At 70.0% G+C, this 21,402-nt stretch carries 19 protein-coding genes and 1 tRNA gene; 13 read left to right on the top strand and 7 right to left on the bottom strand.

Annotated elements, in window-relative coordinates; genetic code table 11:
• Positions 1–14: 14 nt before the first annotated feature.
• Positions 15–860 carry an undecaprenyl-diphosphate phosphatase gene (locus tag BR07_RS0110015; RefSeq protein ID WP_027505333.1) on the bottom strand — a complete coding sequence of 282 codons (846 nt, stop codon included), beginning with the start codon at positions 858–860 and terminating at the stop codon, positions 15–17.
• A 161-nt stretch (positions 861–1,021) separates the two neighbouring features.
• Here BR07_RS0110015 and BR07_RS0110010 point away from each other — a divergent pair, with 161 nt between their 5' ends.
• On the top strand, positions 1,022–1,951 hold the full coding sequence (locus BR07_RS0110010; protein ID WP_027505332.1) for an aldo/keto reductase: 930 nt from the start codon (positions 1,022–1,024) through the stop codon (positions 1,949–1,951).
• 3 nt (positions 1,952–1,954) lie between these two features.
• Here the strand turns inward: BR07_RS0110010 and BR07_RS0110005 are convergent, their stop codons facing one another.
• Positions 1,955–2,311, bottom strand: a complete 357-nt coding sequence (locus tag BR07_RS0110005; protein ID WP_027505331.1) for a hypothetical protein — start codon at positions 2,309–2,311, stop codon at positions 1,955–1,957.
• Positions 2,312–2,451: 140 nt separating this feature from the next.
• Between BR07_RS0110005 and BR07_RS24065 the strand changes: the two genes are divergently transcribed.
• The 3 genes from BR07_RS24065 to BR07_RS0109990 are packed head-to-tail and all read left to right on the top strand — an operon-like array spanning position 2,452 to position 4,903.
• Entirely contained in the window at positions 2,452–3,495 is a 1,044-nt protein-coding gene (locus BR07_RS24065; protein ID WP_037185392.1) for a hypothetical protein, read from the top strand.
• Between the two features lie 48 nt (positions 3,496–3,543).
• Complete coding sequence (locus BR07_RS0109995; protein ID WP_037185612.1) at positions 3,544–3,762, top strand: DUF5703 family protein; 219 nt, start codon at positions 3,544–3,546, stop codon at positions 3,760–3,762.
• A gap of 55 nt (positions 3,763–3,817) precedes the next feature.
• The gene (locus BR07_RS0109990) at positions 3,818–4,903 is read left to right on the top strand and encodes a quinone-dependent dihydroorotate dehydrogenase (protein WP_269320094.1); all 1,086 of its coding nucleotides are present in this window, start codon (positions 3,818–3,820) and stop codon (positions 4,901–4,903) included.
• 11 nt (positions 4,904–4,914) lie between these two features.
• On the opposite strand, the gene BR07_RS0109985 is transcribed toward BR07_RS0109990, so the two are convergent.
• Together BR07_RS0109985 and BR07_RS0109980 are read right to left on the bottom strand one after the other, a co-directional pair.
• On the bottom strand, positions 4,915–5,445 hold the full coding sequence (locus BR07_RS0109985; protein WP_027505328.1) for a YbhB/YbcL family Raf kinase inhibitor-like protein: 531 nt from the start codon (positions 5,443–5,445) through the stop codon (positions 4,915–4,917).
• 34 nt (positions 5,446–5,479) lie between these two features.
• Positions 5,480–6,844, bottom strand: coding sequence for a M20/M25/M40 family metallo-hydrolase (locus BR07_RS0109980; RefSeq protein ID WP_081821196.1), 1,365 nt, complete (start codon positions 6,842–6,844; stop codon positions 5,480–5,482).
• 153 nt (positions 6,845–6,997) lie between these two features.
• Between BR07_RS0109980 and BR07_RS0109975 the strand changes: the two genes are divergently transcribed.
• From BR07_RS0109975 to BR07_RS0109950, 6 genes are all read left to right on the top strand, one after another.
• Positions 6,998–7,083, top strand: a tRNA-Leu gene (locus BR07_RS0109975).
• Between the two features lie 78 nt (positions 7,084–7,161).
• A complete protein-coding gene (locus BR07_RS0109970; RefSeq protein WP_037185609.1) occupies positions 7,162–8,634 on the top strand; it encodes an SDR family NAD(P)-dependent oxidoreductase in 1,473 nt (490 codons plus the stop codon).
• A gap of 57 nt (positions 8,635–8,691) precedes the next feature.
• The gene (locus BR07_RS0109965; RefSeq protein WP_027505325.1) at positions 8,692–10,188 is read left to right on the top strand and encodes a glutamate-cysteine ligase family protein; all 1,497 of its coding nucleotides are present in this window, start codon (positions 8,692–8,694) and stop codon (positions 10,186–10,188) included.
• 38 nt (positions 10,189–10,226) lie between these two features.
• Positions 10,227–11,528: a saccharopine dehydrogenase family protein gene (locus BR07_RS0109960; protein ID WP_051613229.1), complete on the top strand. Its 1,302-nt coding sequence runs from the start codon at positions 10,227–10,229 to the stop codon at positions 11,526–11,528.
• Positions 11,525–12,931 (top strand): CoA transferase, encoded by a 1,407-nt coding sequence (locus tag BR07_RS0109955; RefSeq protein ID WP_081821195.1) that lies wholly within the window; start codon positions 11,525–11,527, stop codon positions 12,929–12,931. The genes BR07_RS0109960 and BR07_RS0109955 overlap by 4 nt, the downstream gene beginning before the upstream one ends.
• Positions 12,932–12,943: 12 nt before the next feature.
• A complete protein-coding gene (locus BR07_RS0109950) occupies positions 12,944–13,987 on the top strand; it encodes a nucleoside hydrolase (protein WP_027505322.1) in 1,044 nt (347 codons plus the stop codon).
• Between the two features lie 2 nt (positions 13,988–13,989).
• Here BR07_RS0109950 and meaB read toward each other — a convergent pair whose 3' ends face one another.
• The 3 genes from meaB to BR07_RS0109935 are packed head-to-tail and all read right to left on the bottom strand — an operon-like array spanning position 13,990 to position 19,210.
• Positions 13,990–15,000 (bottom strand): methylmalonyl Co-A mutase-associated GTPase MeaB, encoded by a 1,011-nt coding sequence (gene meaB / locus BR07_RS0109945; RefSeq protein ID WP_027505321.1) that lies wholly within the window; start codon positions 14,998–15,000, stop codon positions 13,990–13,992.
• 2 nt (positions 15,001–15,002) lie between these two features.
• Positions 15,003–17,282, bottom strand: coding sequence for a methylmalonyl-CoA mutase (gene scpA, locus BR07_RS24060; RefSeq protein ID WP_231476274.1), 2,280 nt, complete (start codon positions 17,280–17,282; stop codon positions 15,003–15,005).
• A complete protein-coding gene (locus tag BR07_RS0109935) occupies positions 17,279–19,210 on the bottom strand; it encodes a methylmalonyl-CoA mutase family protein (RefSeq protein WP_081821194.1) in 1,932 nt (643 codons plus the stop codon). Before BR07_RS0109935 ends, scpA begins: the two co-directional genes overlap by 4 nt.
• Positions 19,211–19,485: 275 nt before the next feature.
• On the opposite strand from BR07_RS0109935, the gene BR07_RS0109930 reads away from it, so the two are divergent.
• The 3 genes from BR07_RS0109930 (at position 19,486) to BR07_RS0109920 (ending at position 21,399) form a co-directional block, all read left to right on the top strand.
• Positions 19,486–20,109: a TVP38/TMEM64 family protein gene (locus tag BR07_RS0109930; protein ID WP_037185605.1), complete on the top strand. Its 624-nt coding sequence runs from the start codon at positions 19,486–19,488 to the stop codon at positions 20,107–20,109.
• 115 nt (positions 20,110–20,224) lie between these two features.
• Positions 20,225–20,821 carry a hypothetical protein gene (locus BR07_RS0109925; protein ID WP_027505318.1) on the top strand — a complete coding sequence of 199 codons (597 nt, stop codon included), beginning with the start codon at positions 20,225–20,227 and terminating at the stop codon, positions 20,819–20,821.
• On the top strand, positions 20,821–21,399 hold the full coding sequence (locus BR07_RS0109920; RefSeq protein WP_037185388.1) for a hypothetical protein: 579 nt from the start codon (positions 20,821–20,823) through the stop codon (positions 21,397–21,399). Before BR07_RS0109925 ends, BR07_RS0109920 begins: the two co-directional genes overlap by 1 nt.
• Positions 21,400–21,402: the final 3 nt, after the last annotated feature.

Here is a 21,402-nt window from a genome sequence, read left to right as displayed (position 1 = left end):
GCGTCGCGGTGGCGTCAGTTCGCTGCGACGACACCCGTGGCGAGGAGGCCGAGAACCGCGACGCCGACGACGATGCGGTACCCGACGAACCAGTACAGCGAGTGGTTCTCGACGAAGCGCAGCAACCAGGCGATGGAGGCGTACCCCAGTACGAAGGCCACGAGCGTCGCCACGACGAGCTGGGATCCCGACGCCTGCAGACCTTCGCCCGCCGGTTCGAAGGCATCCGGCAAGGAGAAGAGTCCGGACGCGGTGACGGCCGGGATCGCGAGCAGGAACGAGAAGCGGACCGCGGCGGCACGCGTCAGGCCCATGAACAGACCGGCACTCGTGGTGGCGCCGGATCGGGACACGCCCGGGATGAGCGCGAGACACTGCGCGGCGCCCATGACGAGGCCGTCGCGGGTGGTGAGCTTCTCGATCGGTCGCGTCTGTCGGCCGACCTTCTCCGCGACGGCGATGACCACGGCGAACACGATGAGCAGCGTCGCGATGATCCACAGGTTGCGCGCACCCGTCCGGATCGCGTCCTTGAAGACGAAGCCGAGCACCCCGATCGGGATGGTGGCGAAGATGACGTACCACCCCATGCGGTAGTCCAGCGTGTCGCGCTGGGACTTGTCGGCGATTCCGCGGAACCACGCCGCGACGATGCGCCCGATGTCGCGGGCGAAGTAGAGCAGGACCGCGGCCTCGGTACCGAGCTGCGTCACCGCGGTGAACGACGCTCCGGCGTCGTCACCGAAGAAGACCTCGGAGACGATGCGCAGGTGCGCCGAGGAGGAGATGGGGAGGAACTCGGTCAACCCCTGCACGGCGCCGAGCACGAGGGCCTGCACCCAGGACATCGATTCCGCGATCATCGCTGCTCTCCTGCCGTCCGATTCCGCGGCGCGCAGACGCCACCGACGAGGTTTCCTGTCGAAGTCACGAGGCACGACCGTACTAGGGTCGTGCCTCGACCACCGTGTCGGCAGGACGAGACACGGACGGAACACGGCGAAACGGATGCACTGCCTTCATGAAGCACAGAACGGTCGGGAGCAGCGGGCTGCGGGTGTCACGCCTGGGGCTCGGAACGGGTGAATGGGGACGCGGAGTCGACGGTGACGACGCCGCGGCGCAGGTGACGGCGTTCGTCGACGCGGGCGGGACCCTCGTCGACGCGTCCGCCTCGTATGGAGACGGACGCGCGGTGCGGGTGTTGGCCGAAATCGTCGACGACGTGGTTCCGCGCGGTGAGCTGGTGCTCAGCATCGATTCCGGCGTCTCGCGTCCGGACACCTCGGGGCACTGGACCGTCGACTGCTCGCGGCGCGCGCTCCTCGCAGACCTGGACAGGACACTGCGCGAGCTCGGCACCGATCACCTCGATCTGTGGAGCGTCGGCGCGTGGGATCCGCAGACTCCTCTCGGTGAGGTGGCGGCGACACTGGAGCACGCGGTCTCGTCCGGGCGGGTCCGCTACGCGGGTGTTCGCGGCTTCACGGCGTGGCAGCTGGCCACCGTGTCGGCGTCCGTCGACATCACCGCGGCGCAGGCGGAGTACTCCCTGCTCGCGCGCGGCGCCGAGGACGAGCTGTTCCCCGCGGCCGACCACCACGGCGTGGGCGTTCTCGCGGTGTCGGCTCTGGCGGGCGGCGTGCTCACGGGCAAGTACCGGGACGGTGTGCCCGCGGATTCACGCGGCGCGGACGATCACCGACGCCACGCGCTCGCACCCTTCCTCGGTGAGGACGGCGGGAAGGTGGTCGAGGCTGTCCTCACGGCGGCCGACGGTCTGGGCACGTCGCCACTCGCGGTGGCTCTGGCGTGGGCCCGGGATCGCCCCGGTGTCGCGTCGGTCGTGGTCGGGACGCGAGACATCGGTCAGCTGACGGGTGTGTTGGCCGCCGAGGACGTCGCGCTTCCGTCGGCCATCACCTCCGCGCTGGACGACGTCAGTTCCTGACCGTCACTTCGGGTCGATCGCGTTGCCCAGCCGCCCGAGCAGCGATCGCAGGAGCGTGGTGTCGGGCGGCTGCGGCGAGTCGAGCGGACGGACGTCGGCGACCGCGTCCCGGACCGCGGCGACGATCGAGCGCTCGTCCGAGAGGTCGACGTCCGTGACATCGCGCTCCGCGACCGCGTCGACGTCGAGATCGTCGGGAACGGCCTGCGCCAGGTCGGAGCGGTAGACCTCCACGCGCAACGACTTACCGCGTACCCGGAAGGCGAAGCTCCGCCCGTCCGGAGTGGACCCGAACCCGTGGGCGTGCGCCCCCACCGACACGTCCTCCACCGAGAACTCCGCATTGCTCGGCCCCGTCATGCGCCCTCCCTCGCTCTCTCTCGTCGACAGGCACTCGTCGAAACGTACAGACGCGTCATGGTGGCCACATCCCTCCCCTGTGCTCGCGCCGGGACGGCGAGATGATCGGATGAGAGAAGACCTGAAGGAGAATCACCCCCATGGCACCCCGACCGACCAGTGCCCACCCGGCACGACGCAGCAGTACCCGTTTCGTCCTTCTCGGCCTCGCCCTGGTGACGACGGTCACAGCGGGATGCGCGAACTCCGACGATCCGGAGCAGCTGAACACGCGTGAGCCGGAGGTCGCCGCGGCGTCCCCCGACACGACCGTCACGCCGGCAGGCGTCACGGCCGACCCGCGCTTCGGCGGTCCGGCCACCGTCGACGGCCTCGCGATCGAGCCTCGCGACCGGATCGCCGGGATCCTCACCGACGACGGTACGACGCTGCTGCTGACCCCGCTCGACTCGGAGGAGAATCCGCGCTCGGTGCGATTCTCCGCACCCGGCACGTCCGTCTCCGCCGGCAGGGACGGGGAACTGCTGGTCACGACGTCGTCGGGCATCAGCCGGGTGGACGCGCAGTCCGGTGCGACGACGGACGTCGCGGTCGACGGCGGCGCCGCCTCGGTGACGCCGTGGGACGACGGGTACGCCGTCGGGACGCTGACCGGAACCGTCGTGATCACGGGAGCCGACGGCGCGGTCGAGAGCACCATCCCCGGTCAGGCGTCGGTCGACGGTCTCGTACGCACCGGAGACGATCTGGTGTCCCTGGACACCCGGCAGACGTCGGTGACGTCCGTGAACGTCGGTGCCGAACGTCTCGGCGCCGCGCTGCGCGCAGGCGACGGGGCCACCCGCATGACCGGATGCGCCGACGGTGCCGTCGTGGTCGCCGACACGACCGACGACGAACTGCTCGTCTTCACGGGCGACCCCGATCTGATCATGCGACAGCGCTACCCCGTCGCCGGTTCCCCGTTCGCCGTCGCGTGCGACGACGACGGCACCGTGTGGGTGACCGTGACCGCACTGAACGAGGTGGTGGGATTCGACATCACCTCCGGAATTCCCGTCGAGTCGGCACGGTTCCCCACAGTGCGCCAGCCCGACTCGCTCGCCGTGGACTCGCAGTCCGGCGAACTTTTCGTAGGCTCGAACAGTGGCGCCGGGGTCCAGGTGATCCCGACCCGGGCGTGAGTGCCCGCGAGGACGAGAGCGAGATCAGTGAACCGGAACAACCGTGCGATGCCCGTCGGCTGGGAGACCCAGTCGGACGACTGGGAGTACGTGCCCATCAAGCTGCCGCCGGACGTCACCCGAGTGACGGCCTCGATGCGGCTGGCCATCTCCGCCGAGTTCGGTGGATGGGAGCTCTCCCGGGTCCGGCTGTACACCGACGGCAGCAGGCGAGTACTTCTCAAACGACGCAAGACCGCGCACCACGTGCCCGATCCCGGTCTCTGACCGAGTGGCGGCGCCGCACCACCGACGAGATTCCCCGACGAGAGGTTTCCAGGCTGTGAGCCCGTACCGGCTGCTGCTCCGCGCGATGTTCCTGCTCCCTCCGGAACGCATTCATCACCTCGCATTCGCGGCGATGGTCGCGGTGACTCGATTCGCGCCCCTGCGTGCGCTGGTCTCGCGCGTGCTCTCGGTCCGAGATCCGGCACTGCGGACGACCGCCTTCGGCGTGACGTTCCCCACCCCGGTCGGGCTGGCCGCCGGTTTCGACAAGACCGGTGAGGGTGTCGACGCGTGGGGTCCGCTGGGGTTCGGTTTCGCGGAGGTCGGCACCGTGACCGCGCAGGCGCAACCCGGAAACCCACAGCCTCGACTCTTCCGGCTTCCCGCCGACCGAGGCCTGCTCAACCGCATGGGTTTCAACAATCCGGGTGCTGCGGCGGTGGCCGAGCGTCTGCGCGGACGACGCGGGGACATCCCGGTCGGCGCCAACATCGGCAAGACCAAGGTGGTTCCCGCGGCGGACGCCGCGATCGACTACACGGAGAGTGCGCGGCTGCTCGGCCCGCTGTCGAACTTCGTCGTGGTCAACGTGAGTTCGCCGAACACCCCCGGACTGCGGGATCTGCAGGCGGTGGAATCGCTGCGGCCTCTGCTGGCCGCCGTGGCGAGCGTCGTGACGGTGCCCGTCCTGGTGAAGATCGCGCCCGACCTGTCGGACGACGACGTCGACGCGGTGGCAGACCTGGCCATGGAGCTGGGATCCGCCGGCATCGTGGCGACCAACACGACCATCGGGCGCGACGGGCTGCGGACGGCCGGGGCCGCGGATCTCGGAGCGGGTGGCGTCTCCGGCCCGTACGTCGCGGACCGATCACTCGAGGTGCTGCGCCGACTGCGTGCACGCGTCGGGGACTCGATGACGCTGATCTCGGTCGGCGGTGTCGAGACCGCCGACGACGCGTGGGAACGCATCCTCGCCGGTGCCACCCTCGTGCAGGGGTACACCGGCTTCGTCTACGGCGGTCCGTTCTGGGCGCGTCGCGTCGCCGTCGGCCTGGCTCGACGAGCCCGGGCCGCGGGATTCGCCTCGGTGGCCGACGCGGTCGGCACGGAGACTGTCCCGCGGCCCGGGCCGCGCTGACTCGGTTCTCGTCAGCTCTGCTCGTACGTGCCCACGATGACGGCACGCGCGATGGCGTGACTGAAGAGGTTGAATCCGAGGTACGCCGGTGACGCACTCTCGTCGATCTCGAGCTTCTCGACGTCGACGGCGTGTACCGCCACGAAGTAGCGGTGCGGTCCGTGCCCCTGCGGGGGTGCGGCACCGATGAACCGGGCCAGGCCCGCGTCGTTGCGCAGCGTGATCGCGTCGTTCGGCAACCCGGTGGAGCTGTCGTCGCCCGCTCCGGTGACCAGGGTGGTGGTCGAGACGGGGATGTTCGCCACCGCCCAGTGCCAGAAACCGGACGCCGTCGGCGCATCGGGGTCGTAGACGGTGACGGCGAAGCTCTTGGTCTCCTCCGGGAAACCCGACCACGAGAGCTGCGGCGAGTTGTCGTGGCCGCCCGCGCCCATGATGCCGCTGACCTGGTCCTCGTGGAGCGGCTGACCGTCGGTGACGTTGTCCGACGTGAGCTCGAACGACGGCAGCGACGGCAGTGCGGCGTAGGGATCGTGTGACATGAGGTCCTCTCGGGAGATATGGGTTCGGGGGTTGTCAGCTGTGCAGAAGGAAGTGCTCGAAGACCTTGGTACCGAAGATCAACGACTCGACGGGTACCCGTTCGTCCACGCCGTGGAACAACGCCGCGAAGTCGAGCTCGGGCGGCAGCTTGAGCGGCGCGAAGCCGAAGCAGCGGATGCCCAGCTTGGCGAACGCCTTGGCGTCGGTGCCGCCGGACAGCATGTAGGGCACCGTGCGACCGTTCTCGTCGAACGCCAGTATCGCGTCGTTCATCGCGTCGACGAGGTGCCCGTCGAATGTGGTCTCGTACGGCTCCAGGTCGGTGATCCAGGACCGTTCGACGTGCGGACCGATGAGCGCGTCGACCTCGCGCTCGAACTGCGCCTTGCGTCCCGGCAGGACGCGGCAGTCGATGGTGGCGGAGGCCGTCTGCGGGATGACGTTGGCCTTGTACCCGGCCGAGAGCATCGTGGGGTTTGCCGTGTCGCGCAGTGTCGCGCCGACGATGCGGGCGATGCTGCCGAGCTTGGCGAGGGTGCCGTCGATGTCGGGCGACTCGGGGTCGAAGGCCAGGCCGGTCTCCGAGCTCACGGCGGCGAGGAACTCGGTCACCGAGTCCGTCATCACCAGCGGGAACTGGTGGTTACCCAGTGCTGCAACGGCTTCGGCGAGGTACGTCACGGCGTTGTCCTCGTGCAGGAACGATCCGTGACCGGCGCGAGCCTTGGCCGTCAGACGCATCCAGGCGAGCCCCTTCTCCGCCGTCTCGACGAGGTAGAGGCGACGCTCGTCGCCCTCGGGGGTGGACACCGTCAGCGAGAAGCCGCCGACCTCGCCGACGGCCTCGGTGACACCCTCGAACAGATCGGGTCGGTGCTCGACGAGCCAGTGCGACCCGTACCTGCCGCCGGCCTCCTCGTCGGCCAGGAACGCGAAGACCAGGTCGCGGGGCGGGACGGTGCCGGCCGACTTGAACTGTCGGGCCAGCGCCAGGGCCATGCCGACCATGTCCTTCATGTCGACGGCGCCGCGTCCCCACAGGTAGCCGTCCTCGACGGCACCCGAGAAGGGATGCACGCTCCAGTCGGCGGGCTCGGCCGGAACGACGTCGAGGTGGCCGTGCACGAGCAACGCGCCGCGTGAGCTGTCGGCGCCGGCCAGTCGGGCGAAGACGTTGCCGCGGCCGGGCGCACCCGACTCGACGTACTCGGTCTCGTACCCCACGGCCTCGAGCTGGCGCGCCACCCACTCGGCGCACTCCTTCTCGCCGGCGGTGGTCTCGAGCTCACCGGTGTTGGAGGTGTCGAAGCGGATCAGCGACGAGACGAGGTCGACCACCTCGTCCACGGCCACGGTCTGCTTCTCGGTCTGGTGGTCGTTCTCTCCTGTTGCGGACACAGCTCGTTCCTACCACTGCAGGTGCCTCGGCAGGTGCTCCGACGTGCGGTTTTGGTCCAGGGCGCGGTATCGGCTAGATTTAGCGACCGCACCGAGAACACGGGTGCGACGCGATCGTGAACTGTGTGTGACCAGCAGGGTGTGACGCGGGTTGTCCGAGTGGCGGAATGGCAGACGCGCTAGCTTGAGGTGCTAGTGTCCTATTAACGGACGTGGGGGTTCAAGTCCCCCCTCGGACACCGAAGACAGACCGACGAAAGCCCCGATTCCTCACGGAATCGGGGCTTTCGTCATGACACGGGAGCGTGGAGGCGGCGATGACGGAGCACAGCGTGACGGGCATCGACCCCGACGAACTCGCCGCGTGCCTGCGCGTGCTCGACCGCGCGGCGGCCCTGGACGACGATCACCCCGACGCCGTGACCGTGCAGCGTGCCACGGCCGGCATGTTCAAGGCCGCGAAGAAGCGTCGCCGCCTGGAGTCGCGCGCCCGCGTCGCCGACGCCGACCGCGCCGTCGTCGCCGCCACGGCGACCGGATCACCCGACCGCATCGACGACGAGACCGCCGGGCTGGCGCTGACGTCGGCCACCACCACCGAGACCGCGGGCACACTGCAGCGTGCGCGTCCCTGCTACATCTGCAAGCAGCGGTACACGACGGTGGACGCGTTCTATCACCAGCTCTGCCCCGAGTGCGCCGCCCTGAACCACGCGAAGCGGGACGCCCGGACCGATCTCACCGGCCGCCGCGCCGTGCTCACCGGCGGGCGCGCGAAGATCGGCATGTACATCGCGTTGCGCCTGCTGCGCGACGGTGCTCACCTGACCATCACGACGCGCTTCCCCGCGGACGCGGTGCGCCGGTTCTCCTCGATGTCCGACAGCCACGACTGGATGCATCGGCTGTCCGTCGTCGGCATCGACCTGCGTGATCCCGCGCAGGTGGTCGCGTTCGCGGACTCCGTCGCGGCGGAGGGCCCGCTCGACATCCTGATCAACAACGCCGCTCAGACCGTCAAGCGGTCCGCCGGCTCGTACACCGCCCTCGAGGACGGTGAGCACGGCGTCGATCTGGCAGCGCTCGGGGTGCGCACGTTCGGCGCGACGAGCGATGCCCACCCGGCAGCGCTGGTGGGAGCGTTCGGCGAGACCGACGGCGACACCGTCGCTCTCGACACCGCCGTCATGGCGAACATGGGGCCGTCGCAGGTGACCTCCATGGCCCTCGTCGCCGGTTCGGCGTCCCTGCAGCGCATGGCTGCCGGAACGGCGATCGACGCGGGTGGGCTGGTACCCGACGAGGCGCCGACCAACAGCTGGGTGCACACCGTCGACCAGGTGGATCCCGTCGAGCTGCTCGAGGTGCAGCTGTGCAACTCGGTGGCGCCGTTCATCCTCGTCTCGCGCCTGCGCGCCGCCCTGGCGGCGTCGCCGCATCGCCGGTCCTACGTCGTCAACGTCTCCGCGATGGAGGGCCAGTTCGGCCGCGGCTACAAGGGACCGGGGCATCCGCACACCAACATGGCCAAGGCCGCACTGAACATGCTGACGCGCACCAGTGCGAACGAGATGCTCGACGACGGCATCTCGATGAGCGCGGTGGACACCGGCTGGATCACCGACGAACGCCCGCACCCGACGAAGATCCGCCTCGCCGACGAGGGCTTCCACGCGCCCCTGGATCTGGTGGACGGCGCGGCTCGTGTCTACGACCCCATCGTCCAGGGTGAGCTCGGTGTCGATCTGCACGGGAAGTTCCTCAAGGACTACGCGGCCTCGCCCTGGTGACACCGCCGAACCCCCGTGTCGTGCGCCTGGCGGCCGCCCACGTGGTGCAATGTCGTGATGGGCGACGAGGTCGAGCAGCGCACGTTCAGCCGTAAGGACCGGCAGATGTTCCGGCACAAGGTGCAGGAGTGTCTGGACGCCCTGGCGGCGATGTTGGCGGACGACACCTTCCGGGTGGACGAGCCACGCCTGGGCATGGAGATCGAGCTCAACCTGGTGGACGAGTCGATGCAGCCGGCCATGGCCAACGCGGCCGTGCTCGAGGCGATCGCCGATCCGGACTTCCAGACCGAGCTGGGCCAGTTCAACATCGAGATCAACGTGGCCCCGGAACCGCTGGCGGGCGACCGGATGCGCATCCTGGAGAACGGATTACGCACCTCCCTGGACACCGCGGACGCCCGTGCTCGTGAGCAGGGATGCGCCCTGGCGATGATCGGGATGCTGCCCACGCTGGGCAAGGATCACTTCGCCCACCAGTGGTTGTCCAGCAATCCGCGATACGACCTGCTCAACCAACAGATCTTCGCGGCGCGCGGCGAGGACATCGAACTGTCGATCACCGGGGTCCCTCTGCCCGGCAGCCACGACATCGAGTCGTTGAACGAGATCTCCGACACGATCCTCCCCGAGGCCGCGTGCACCTCCGTGCAACTACACCTGCAGGTCTCGCCGACGGAGTTCCCCGCGCACTGGAACGCCGCGCAGGCGCTGGCGGGAGTGCAGGTGGCACTGGCCGCCAACTCCCCCTTCCTCGCCGGCAAGGCACTGTGGCACGAGACCCGGATCCCCCTGTTCGAACAGGCGACGGACACGCGCCCACAGGAACTCAAGAACCAGGGAGTACGACCCCGCGTGTGGTTCGGCGAGCGCTGGATCACGTCGATCTTCGATCTGTTCGAGGAGAACTCGCGGTATTTCCCCGCGCTGCTGCCGGTCGTGTCCGACGAGGATCCGATGGCCGAACTCGCGGCGGGCCGAGCGCCCGGCCTGACCGAGCTGAAGATGCACAACGGCACCGTCTATCGATGGAACCGTCCGATCTACGACACCTCGAACGGCGAGCAGCACATCCGCCTCGAGAACCGCGTTCTTCCCGCGGGGCCGACCGTGCTCGACGTCCTCGCCGACGCGGCGCTGTACTACGGCACCCTGCGGTCGCTCGTCGACGCGGACCGGCCGGTGTGGACGCAGATGTCGTTCGATGCCGCCGTGGAGAACCTGCACTCGGCGGCCCGCGGCGGGTTCGACTCGCGGCTCTACTGGCCGGAGGTCGGCTGGATCTCGCCGCAGGAGCTGGTCCTGCGCCGACTGCTGCCCATGGCCGAGGCGGGTCTCGCGTCGTACGGCGTGGACACCGAGGTGCGCGACCGCTACCTCCGGGTCATCGAGGGTCGATGCCTGCGCCGTCAGTCCGGATCGGTGTGGCAACGCAATGCCGTCGTCGCACGCGAGCGTGCCGGGGAGTCGCGCGAGCGCGCCGTGGCGGGCATGTTGTCCGACTACTTGCAGCTCATGCACGAGGGCGAGGCCGTCCACACGTGGTCGTGGTGAGTGGTGGTGGGTCACAGGAGCGCTTGTAGGCTCGGGTGATGGCCGAGACTTCCGCACCTGACCCATCCGAACTCGACACTGCGTCCGATCTCGACACGGCAGGGGATCGCGAGTTGGACGTCGTCGTCTACGGCGCCACCGGTTTCGTGGGCGCGCTCACCGCCGAGTACCTGGCGAACTATGCCCCGCAGGGCACGTCGATCGCTCTCGCGGGCCGGTCCCGATCCAAGTTGGAGTCGACCCGTCGCGGTCTGCCGTCCCGCGCCGCCGACTGGCCACTGCTCGTCGCGGACGCAGACGACGAGGCCGCGCTCACCGACATCGCTTCTCGCACACAGGTCGTCATCACCACGGTCGGGCCGTACGCGAAGTTCGGACGCACGCTCGCGCACGTCTGCGCGGCGCAGGGCACGGACTACGTCGACCTCACCGGCGAAGTGCTGTTCGCTCGTCTCAGTGCCGACCAGAACCACGATCTCGCACACTCCACCGGCGCTCGGATCGTGCACTCCTGCGGCTTCGACTCGGTGCCGTCCGACATCGGCGTGCACGCGCTCTACTCCAAGGTCCACGAGGACGGAGCAGGCGACCTGACAGACACCACCCTCGTCGTGACGTCGATGAGCGGCGGAGTCAGCGGCGGCACCATCGACTCGCTGCGCGGCCAGATCGACGAGATCACGAAGGACCGCGCCGCGGCGAAGATGGCGGCGAGCCCCTACTCGCTCAGCCCCGACCGCTCGATCGAGCCGGATCTGGGACGTCAGAGCGACACCCCCATCGTCAAGGGCGCCGACATCCACCCCGATCTCAATGGGTGGAAGGCACCGTTCGTGATGTCCTCGTACAACACTCGGGTCGTGCGCCGCACGAACGCGCTGCTCGGATACCCGTACGGCAAGAACTTCCGCTACAGCGAGGTCATGAGCGTCGGCTCGTCGCCCGCCTCCCCGGTGATCGCCGGTGCCGTGCTCGCCGGACTGGGCGCGTTCGTCGCGGGCATGGCCTTCAAGCCCACCCGATTCCTGCTCGACAAGATCCTGCCCAAGCCGGGCGACGGTCCCAGCGAGAAGACCCGGCAGAAGGGGCATTTCACGATCGACGTCTACACCACCACCAGCAGCGGTGACCGGTACGTCTCGCGCGTGAAGGCGAAGGGCGATCCCGGCTACGCGGCCACCGCCATGATGCTGGGCGAATCGGCACTGGCGCTCGCGCTCGACCGTGACGCACTCCCCTCCGTCTGCGGCGGCGTGCTCACCCCGGCCTCCGGAATCGGTGACGCGCTGATCCACCGACTCCGCGGCGCCGGCATGGAGATCTCCGCGCGCAAGGTATGACCGACCTGCTGCACCGGTACCAGGCCGACCTGGGTCTCGCTCAGGCCGCCGACATCACCGTGCGACCCGTGTCCGAGGGCGTGTTGTCGTCGACCCTGCCGGTGGCCGCGCTGGCCGTCGGTGCGGTCGCTGCACTCGGTTCCGCGGTCGACCGGTTCCGCGTCGCCTCGGGGCTGACCGCACCGTCACCGCGCGTGGTGGTCGGCGATCGGGTCGCCGCGTCGTTCGCGGGAGACAGACTGTTGCGCATCGACGGGCGGCCGGTCGCAGGGTTCGCCGCCCTGTCCGGCTTCTTCCTCACCGCGGACGGGTGGGTGCGCACCCACGCCAACTACCCGCACCACCGGGCGCGACTGCTCTCGCTACTCGAGCTCGCCGACGACGCCGACCACACCGCCGTCGCGGCGGCACTCCTCCGCCGCGAGGCTCTGGACGTGGAGGAGCGTGCAGCAGAACTCGGCGCGCTCGTCGTGGCGGTGCGGACCCCGGACGAGTGGTTCGGCTCGGCGCCCGGCCGTTTCACGCGTTCCGGCCCCATCGTCTCGTCCACCGTGCGTCCCGACGGTCTGCCGTCGCTCCCCGAACCACCGACCGACCCGATGCGACCGCTGGCCGGGGTGCGCGTACTGGATCTCACGCGGGTCATCGCCGGCCCGGTCGCCACGCGCGATCTGGCCCTCCTCGGTGCATCGGTACTGCGGGTCGACTCCCCACTGCTGCCGGAGATCGAAGCCCAGCACCTCGACACCGGCGCCGGCAAGTATTCGACACTCCTGGACGTGCTCGTCGACGACGACGACGACGAGCGACTGACGGCGCTGATGTCGTCGGTGGACGTGGTGGTCGGCGGCTACCGGCCGGGCTCCTACATCGACGACCACCTCCGAGCGCACCGGCCGAGCGGAGCGATCATCGGGACGGTGAGTGCGTGGGGCGGCCGGGGGCCGTGGGCACGGCGGCGCGGATTCGACAGCCTGGTGCAGGCGGCGTCCGGCATCGCGAACATGTGCGGCGGGAAGGCCGGAGGCCGGTCGGATGACGGCGGGAAGGCCGGGGGCCGGTCGGATGACGGCGGGACGACCGGGGTTCCGGGGGCGCTGCCGGTGCAGGCGCTCGACCACGCGTCCGGCCACCTGCTGGCGGCGGGGATCGTCGACGCTCTGACCCAGCGCCTCGACGGTGGCATCGGGAGGACGGTGTCGGTCTCGTTGGCACGCACTGCCGCCTGGCTGCTCGATGCCGAAGGCAGGGTCGACACTCCGGCCGACCCCGTGCTGCCGACGGACGAGCACACCGTCCTCCACGACGACGTGCGCACGGCCCGACCGGCGCTCGCGGAGTACGACGATCACCCCTTCCCGGCCCGCCCGTGGGGACGCGACGAGCCACGCTTCCCGTCCTGACAGGATGGCGGCATGACCGACGTCGACTCCCCCGCCCGCACTCGACTCCTCGTCGACGTCGACACCGGAATCGACGACTCCCTCGCTCTGGTCTATTTGGCTGCGAGTCCGGAGGCCGAGATCGTGGCCGTGTGCTGCACGGCGGGCAACGTGCCCACCGCGCAGGTGACACGGAACACGCTGTCCTGGTTGGAGATCTGTGGTCTGACCGACGTGGAGGTGGCCGTCGGCGTCGACGCACCTCTGGTCGCCCCGCTGATGACGACGGAGGACACGCACGGTCCGCTGGGAGTGGGCTACGCGAATCTGCCGGCGCCCACCATGACCGTCTCCGATCGGACGGCGGCGCAGGCGTGGGTGGACCTGGCGCGCGAGAACCCGGGCGAGCTGGTCGGACTGGTGACCGGTCCGATGACGAATCTGGCTCTGGCACTGCGGCTCGAGCCCGCACTACCCGTGCTGCTGAAGCGTCTGGTGATCATGGGCGGCAGCATCGATCACCCGGGGAACACGACGCCCACCTCCGAATGGAACGTGGCGGTCGACCCGGAAGCCGCAAAGGAGGTGTTCGACGCATTCGACGCGGTGCCTTCGGGCCGGGAGCCGATCGTGTGCGCCCTGGGCCTGACGGAACGGATCGAGATGCGTCCGTCGCACGTGGCACGTCTGGCAGAGATCGCCGGATCCGTTCCGGTGGAGCACCTCTCGATCGACGAGGTGGGAGCACGCTCGACGGCGTCCGTGCCCGTCGTGCGATACCTGACGGACGCGGTGCGGTTCTACATGGAGTTCCACCACGCGCAGGGTGAGGGATACCTGGCGCACATGCACGACCCGTTCGCGGCGGCCGTCGCACTGCACCCGGAGATCGCCGAGTACGCCCTGGCCACCGTCGACGTCGAACTCGTCGGGACCCTCACGCGGGGAACGACGGTGGCCGACCGGCGCGGGTTCTGGGGACGTCGCCCCAATGCCGCGATCGCCGTGTCGACCGATCCTGACGCCTTCTTCGATCACCTGCTCGCGACGGTCGGGGCGTTCGCCGCCGGGCGCTGAGTTCAGCCGTCGAAGGCGGTCAGGATCTCCTGCGCACCCAGGGCCGCGGTGAGAGACCCGTCGGCCACGCGCCTCTCCACGTCGGCGCGGACGGCGGTCACCGCGGGACTCGACGACAGTCGGCGCATCAGCTGGTCCTGCACCATGGTCCACACCCACTGGACCTGCTGGTCGCGGCGGCGGGCGTCGAAGTCGCCTGCCGCGGTGAGGACGTCGCGGTGGCGGCACACGGTGTCCCAGAACTCCGTGAGTCCGGTCTCCTCGATCGCGCTCATCGTCAGCACGGGCGGCGTCCACAGGGCGTCGTGCGGGTAGATCAGTCTGAGCGCTCCGGCGAGTTCGCGCGCGGCACCCTTGGCGTCGCGGAGATGGTTCCCGTCGGCCTTGTTGACGGCGACCACGTCGGCGAGTTCGAGGACACCCTTCTTGATGCCCTGCAGCTGATCTCCCGTGCGCGCGAGCGTCAGGAAGCAGAAGGTGTCCACCATGCCCGCGACCGTGATCTCGGACTGCCCGACCCCGACGGTCTCCACCAACACGACGTCGTAGCCGGCCGCCTCGAGCAGCACGATCGTCTCGCGGGTCGCCTTCGCGACACCGCCGAGGGTTCCCGACGTCGGGGACGGCCGGATGTACGCCTCGGGCGCGACCGTGAGCCGTGCCATCCGCGTCTTGTCCCCGAGGATGGAGCCCCCGGTACGGGTCGACGACGGATCCACCGCGAGAACCGCGACGCGGTGGCCCTTCTCGATGAGCGTCATGCCCAGGGCGTCGATGAACGTCGACTTGCCGACTCCCGGTACGCCCGTGATGCCCACCCGATGTGACCCCCCGGCGTGCGGAAGGAGCTCGAGCAGCATCTGTTGGGCGAGGTCGCGATGGTCGTCGCGGGTGGACTCGACGAGGGTGATGGCACGCGCCAGCCCGGCACGCTCACCGGCCCGCACCGAGGCCACGAGCGCGTCGAGATCGATCGCCGGACGCGTGGGACGTGCTGCGGTCGCGTCGGACATGCTCAGGCGTTCGCTCCTGCGTCCGAGACGGCCGCGCCGTGACCCAGGCTCTCCGCGAGCTGGCCGATGAGATCGACCGCGGCGTCGGCGATCACCGTGCCGGGCGGGAAGATCGCGGCCGCCCCGGCCTCACGCAGCGCGTCGAAGTCGCCCGGCGGGATGACGCCGCCGACCACGACCATGATGTCGGACCGGCCGACGGCGGCGAGTGCTTCCCGCAGCGCCGGAACCAGCGTCAGGTGACCGGCGGCGAGCGACGACACCCCGATGACGTGGACGTCGTTGTCGGCGGCCTGGTTCGCCACCTCCTCGGGGGTCTGGAACAGGGGGCCGACATCGACGTCGAAGCCGATGTCGGCGAACGCCGTCGCGATGACCTTCTGCCCGCGATCGTGTCCGTCCTGCCCCATCTTCGCCACCAGGATGCGGGGTCGGCGGCCCTCCGCCTCCGCGAACGCCGTCGCCAGCTCGCCTGCATGCACCATGTTCGTGGCCTTCCCCGCCTCGTCCCGGTAGACACCGCTGATCGTGCGGATCTCGGCGCGGTGCCGTCCGTAGACCTTCTCGAGAGCGTCGGAGATCTCGCCCACCGTCGCCATGGCCCGCGCCGCGTCGACGGCGAGGGCGAGCAGGTTGTTCTCCATCCCGCCGTCGGTGGACGCGGCCGCCGCGGTGAGGGCGGACAGCGCCGCCTCGACGCGGCCGGGGTCGCGCTCCTCTCGCAGCCGCTCGAGCTTCTCGATCTGCTCGGTGCGCACCCGCGAGTTCTCGACCTTGAGCACCTCGATGGCGTCGGGCTCGTCGGGCACGTACTTGTTGACACCCACCAGCGGCTGCCGACCGGAGTCGATGCGCGCCTGCGTCCGCGCCGCCGCCTCCTCGATGCGGAGCTTCGGGATGCCCTCGCCGATGGCCTTGGCCATTCCGCCGGCCTCCTCGACCTCGGCGATGTGCGCGCGGGCCCGATCGGCGAGCTGGTGGGTCAGCCACTCCACGTAGTACGAGCCGCCCCACGGATCGATGGGCCGCGTCGTGCCGGACTCCTGCTGCAGCAGCAGCTGGGTGTTGCGGGCGATCCGGGCGGAGAAGTCGGTGGGCAGCGCGAGCGCTTCGTCGAGCGCGTTGGTGTGCAGTGACTGCGTGTGTCCCTGCGTCGCGGCCATCGCCTCGATACACGTGCGGGAGACGTTGTTGAAGACGTCCTGCGCCGTCAGCGACCAGCCGGACGTCTGCGAATGTGTACGCAGCGACAGTGATTTCGCGCTGGACGGGTCGAACTTCTGCACCAGCTCCGCCCACAGCAACCGGCCCGCGCGCAGTTTGGCGACCTCCATGAAGAAGTTCATGCCGATGGCCCAGAAGAAGGACAGCCGCGGGGCGAACGTGTCGATGTCCATGCCCGCGGCCAGCCCGGCGCGGATGTACTCCACCCCGTCGGCGAGGGTGTACGCGAGCTCCAGATCGGCCGTCGCGCCGGCTTCCTGGATGTGGTAGCCGGAGATGGAGATCGAGTTGAACTTCGGCATGTGCGTCGAGGTGTACGCGAAGATGTCGGAGATGATCCGCATCGACGGCTCGGGCGGATAGATGTAGGTGTTGCGCACCATGAACTCTTTGAGGATGTCGTTCTGGATGGTGCCGGCGAGCTTCTCCGGTCCGACGCCCTGCTCCTCCGCCGCGACGACGTACAGCGCCAGGATCGGCAGCACGGCGCCGTTCATGGTCATCGACACCGACACCGACCCCAGGTCGATCCCGTCGAAGAGTTGGCGCATGTCGTAGATCGAGTCGATCGCGACACCCGCCATGCCGACATCGCCCTGCACGCGCGGGTGGTCACTGTCGTAGCCGCGGTGCGTCGCGAGGTCGAACGCGACCGACAGCCCCTTCTGACCGGCAGCGAGGTTGCGACGGTAGAACGCGTTGGACTCCGACGCCGTCGAGAATCCGGCGTACTGACGAATCGTCCACGGCTGGTTGACGTACATCGTCGGGTACGGACCGCGCAGGAACGGAGCCGTGCCCGGGTAGGAGTCGAGCGGGTACCCGGCCTCGGCCGCCTCCGCCCGGTCGGCGCCGGTGTACAGGGGTCGGACGTCGATGCCCTCGGGGGTGGACCACACCACCTGCTCGGGCGAGTAGCCGTGAGCCGCCGCGGCCGCCTCGACGTGGGCGCGCGCATCGTCGGCCGCCGGCGCTGCCGCGTCCGCACCGCGGGGGTCGACGAGCGGAACGTCCGCGAAACTGCCCACGGGGCCCATGTCACCAGCGTCGTCGGTCATGCGGTGTGTCCTTCCGTACGAGCCTCGCCGGTGAGTGCATCGAGAAGAGCACTCAGTTCGGCGACGGCATCGATGGTGAGCGTGAGATGTCCGTCCGGGGTCTGTTCCGGCGACGCGTCCGCGAAGGCCGAGGCACCGCCGGCGACGAGCACCGTCCGCACCCCCGCCGACCGCAGAGCGGCGACGGCGTCCGGTCCCTCGGCGGCGTACCGCTTGTCGGTGCCGCACAGCACGGCGATCGGCGAGGCGGTCTCGCGTGCCACCGCGGTGAGATCGGCTCCCGCACCGGGGTTCACCGCCTCGATCCCGCCCGACGCCATGAGGTTCGCCGCGAACGTGGTGCGTCCGTTGTGTTCCGCGACGCTGCCCAACGGCGCCAGCAGCACCACCGGGCGACTGCCCTTGTCCGCCAACACCGCGTCGCTGCGATCACGCAGCGCCTCGAACTCGGCGGCGTACCGCGTCGCGGGACGTCCGGCGACGGTGCCGTTCCCCGAGGCCGCGGGCGACGGCTCCTGCAGGTTCGGGAACTCGTTGACACCGGTGACCGCGGTGCGGCGGTGGGCGATGTCGCTCGCACGGGCAGCTCGGGTCTCGTCGACCCGGCGCGCGATCTCACCGGACTCCAGCGCGGCGCGGTAACCGCCGGCGGCCTCGACCGCCTGCAGAACCGACCACGCCGAGTCCGCGAGCGCGTCGGTGAGCGACTCGACGTACCAGGAACCACCGGCCGGATCGACCACCCGACCCAGGTGGGACTCCTCGAGCAGGAGCAGCTGGGTGTTGCGCGCGATCCGTGCGGCGAAGGTCTGCGAGACGTCCGCGGCGCCGCCGGGAATCGCGGCGTCGAACGGCAGGACGGTCACCGCGTCGGCTCCGCCCACACCGGCGCCGAACGCGGCCAGCGTCGTGCGCAGCATGTTCACCCAGGGATCGCGCTGCGTCATCATCGCCGCCGAGGTGACGGCGTGCTGTGGGGCCCCGCCGTGCTCCGGCGCCCCGAGCACCTCGGCCACCCGGGCCCAGACCCGCCGGGCCGCACGGAACTTGGCGATGGTCTCGAACTGCTCGTCGGTGGCCGCGAGCCGGAACTCCACCTGTCCCAATGCCTCGACAGTGGACAGTCCCGCCGCCGTGAGCGCGCGCAGATACTCGAGTCCGGCCGCGACGGTCAGGCCGACCTCCTGCGCGTCTGCCGACCCGGCAGCGTGGAACACGGTGCCGTCCAACGTGATCGCGCGCACCCGCTCGGTGCGCGCCACTGCCCGCACCGCGAGATCGATCGCGTCCTGCTCGTTCGCACCCGGGAGGTCGGCGAATCGATCGGTCAGCGGCGACGCCCCCAGTCGGACGTCGGCGGCGGCACCGCGCTCGTCCAGGAGCGCGAACAGCGCGTCGGCCACCGCTGTGACGTCCGCACCCGCGTCCAGTGTCAGGGGCGCGAGGTCGAGCAGGACCCCGTCGAGTGCGCGGGCCAGGCCCTCGGCGCCCACGGACGCCGTGTCGAGCCACAGGGCGCTCGTGCCGTTCTGCAGCGCGTCGAGGAGCTGGTCGTTGAGCGTCGCCGCGTCCGAGTCCGCACCGGCGGGACGACCGAACCGACCGGCGACCAGCCACCCGACGTTGACGTCGCGATGCGCGTCCGTGCCGCGCGTGAAGGGGAAGGTGCCGGGCAGCGGAGCCTCGGCAGTCTCGTCCAGCGGCCCGTACAGGGGCCGCACCGTGACCCCGTCGTACGTGGTCACCTCGAGCAGCGTCTCCGGATGCTCGGGGAGCTCCGAGACGTCCACCCGACGAGCCTTGGCCAGCACCCCGGCCACGCCGCGGCGCCAGGTCGCGAAACCCTCCTCGGCGCTGCTCACCGGTACGGCCGCGCCGACGTCCTCGGCAGCGACGGAATCCGGTGTCCCGGTGTGTGACGTGGCCATGTGTCCCTTTCGCGCCTGCGGATGCTGTGATGTTAACCGCACTCCGGGCACGCTATCCCGAGTCCCATCACAGTGGCCTGAGACAAACTTCACACTAGTAGGGCGTCCGAGCATCGGTCCTCCTAGTGACCGTTCCGACCCGCGTCGACGAGCACCGCTCGCATCGCTCTTCGGTAGCGTGAGCAGACGTGACGACCCCCGACATCGACCCGCACGACACAGTGCCGTCGGAGGAGTCGATCGTCGTCGGAGGCCGCCGCGCGCTCGTGCTGCGCGTGGCCGCGACCGTCACCGTGCTCGCCGCCCTGATCGTCGTGGCACTGCTCGTACCCCTCCCCACCATCGACCGCGTGCGGGAGTGGGCCGTCGCCGTCGGGCCGGCCTTTCCCCTCGTCTTCTTCGCGGCGCACGCGATCATCACGGTGGCGCCGATCCCCCGCACCCTGTTCACGGTGTCGGCGGGTGTGCTGTTCGGACCCGTGACGGGGGTCGGTGTGGCGGTCGCAGCGACGACCGTGAGTGCAGTGCTCGCGTTCCTGCTGGTCCGAGCACTCGGCCGCGACGTGGTGACCGCACGCTGGGACCATCCGGTGATCCGGGCCGTCGATTCCCGTCTCGCGCGACGGGGATGGTTGGCGGTGGGGAGTCTTCGACTCATCGCGCCGGTGCCGTTCTCGGTGGTCAATTACTCCGCCGGCCTGTCTTCGGTGGCCGTGGTGCCGTTCGCGCTGGCGACGGTGGTCGGGGTGATCCCGGGAACGGTCGGCATCGTGTTGCTCGGCGACGCTCTGGCCGGTCACGGCGATCCGGTCCTGCTCGCGATCTCGGGGGTCTGCATTGCCGTGGGCGTCGTGGGACTGATCCTGGACGCGCGGATGCCGGTGACCGGCGATCGATGAGGTCAAGGTCACGGGCTTGATGTGGCCGGATCAAGGTCGACGATGAACTCTGTGCGTCGCAACGCATCAAGACTCGAGGCTTGATTCCGGCTGATCAAGCTTCTAGGGTTGATCGATGTTCGTTCTGACCGTGGACCAACGCGGAAGTCGACGCGACATCGATCGCGTCGCCGACATCCTCGACCGAGCCACCGACCTGGTGCGCCCGTTCGAACGCACGGCCGGCGACGAGGTCCAGGGTGTGGCGGACGACGCGTCTGTGGCACTCGACCTCGCCCTCGACTTCCTCGAGGACGGGCACTGGAGCGTCGGGATCGGGGTGGGGGCCGTGGAGGATCCGTTGCCACGCTCCACCAGAGCGGGTCGGGGCCCGGCGTTCGAAGCCGCGCGGGACGCCGTCGACAGCGCCAAGAACGCCGTCGCCCACATCGCGGTCCGCGGCGGTGACGCCGAGTCCGCCGGCGATGCCGACGCCGTCGTGGCACTGCTGGCACTGCTCCTGGTCCGGCGCACCGAGCAGGGCCGCGCCGCGGTCGACAGTGTCCGCAGGCTCGGATCGCAGACCGCCGTCGCCGAGGAACTGTCCATCACACCGCAGGCCGTGTCCCAACGACTGGCCGTCGCGGGGTGGCAGGCCGAGCGTGCAGCACGACCGGTCGTGGCGCGGATGCTCGCGCTCGCCGATCTGCGCGCACGCGGAACGGACGCCTGATGGCGACCACCCTCGCGCTGCTCGCACTCGCGCTCTCCGCCGGAGCAGCACTGCTTCCCGCCCGACCGGTGCCGACGATCCCACCGACGGCTGCGCCGGGACGCCGCGTCCGGTGGCTGCCGCCGCTGCGCTGGTGGATTCCGGCACTCCTGTCCGCCGGGATGCTCGCACTGGCGGGTCTCGCCGCCGCGATCGCCGGCGCACCGGTCACCGGGCCACCACTCGTCGTCGCGATGGTCCTGGTCGTCGCGGTCGCCGTCACCGGCGGCACCGTCGTCGTTCCCGCGGTCTTCCATCTCGCGCGCCGACGGCCCGAGCCCGGAGACGGCGATGCCGACGACGAGCGCCCCGTCCTGCGTGGGGGGCTCGTCATCGGCACACTCGAACGCATCGCCGTCGTGGTCGCAGTGCTCACGGGGTGGCCCGAGGGCATCGCCGTCGTGCTCGCGGTGAAGGGACTCGCGCGCTACCCCGAACTCCGCGATCCGCGGGCGTCCGAGTACTTCATCATCGGCACCTTCACCAGCGTGCTCTGGGCACTCGCCGCGGGCGGCATCGGCGCGGGTCTGGCTGCCTGACCG

Source organism: Rhodococcus sp. UNC23MFCrub1.1, from assembly GCF_000686025.1.
In the GTDB taxonomy this organism is placed as follows: Bacteria; Actinomycetota; Actinomycetes; order Mycobacteriales; family Mycobacteriaceae; genus Rhodococcoides.
This window is presented reverse-complemented; position numbering and strand designations above follow the sequence as displayed.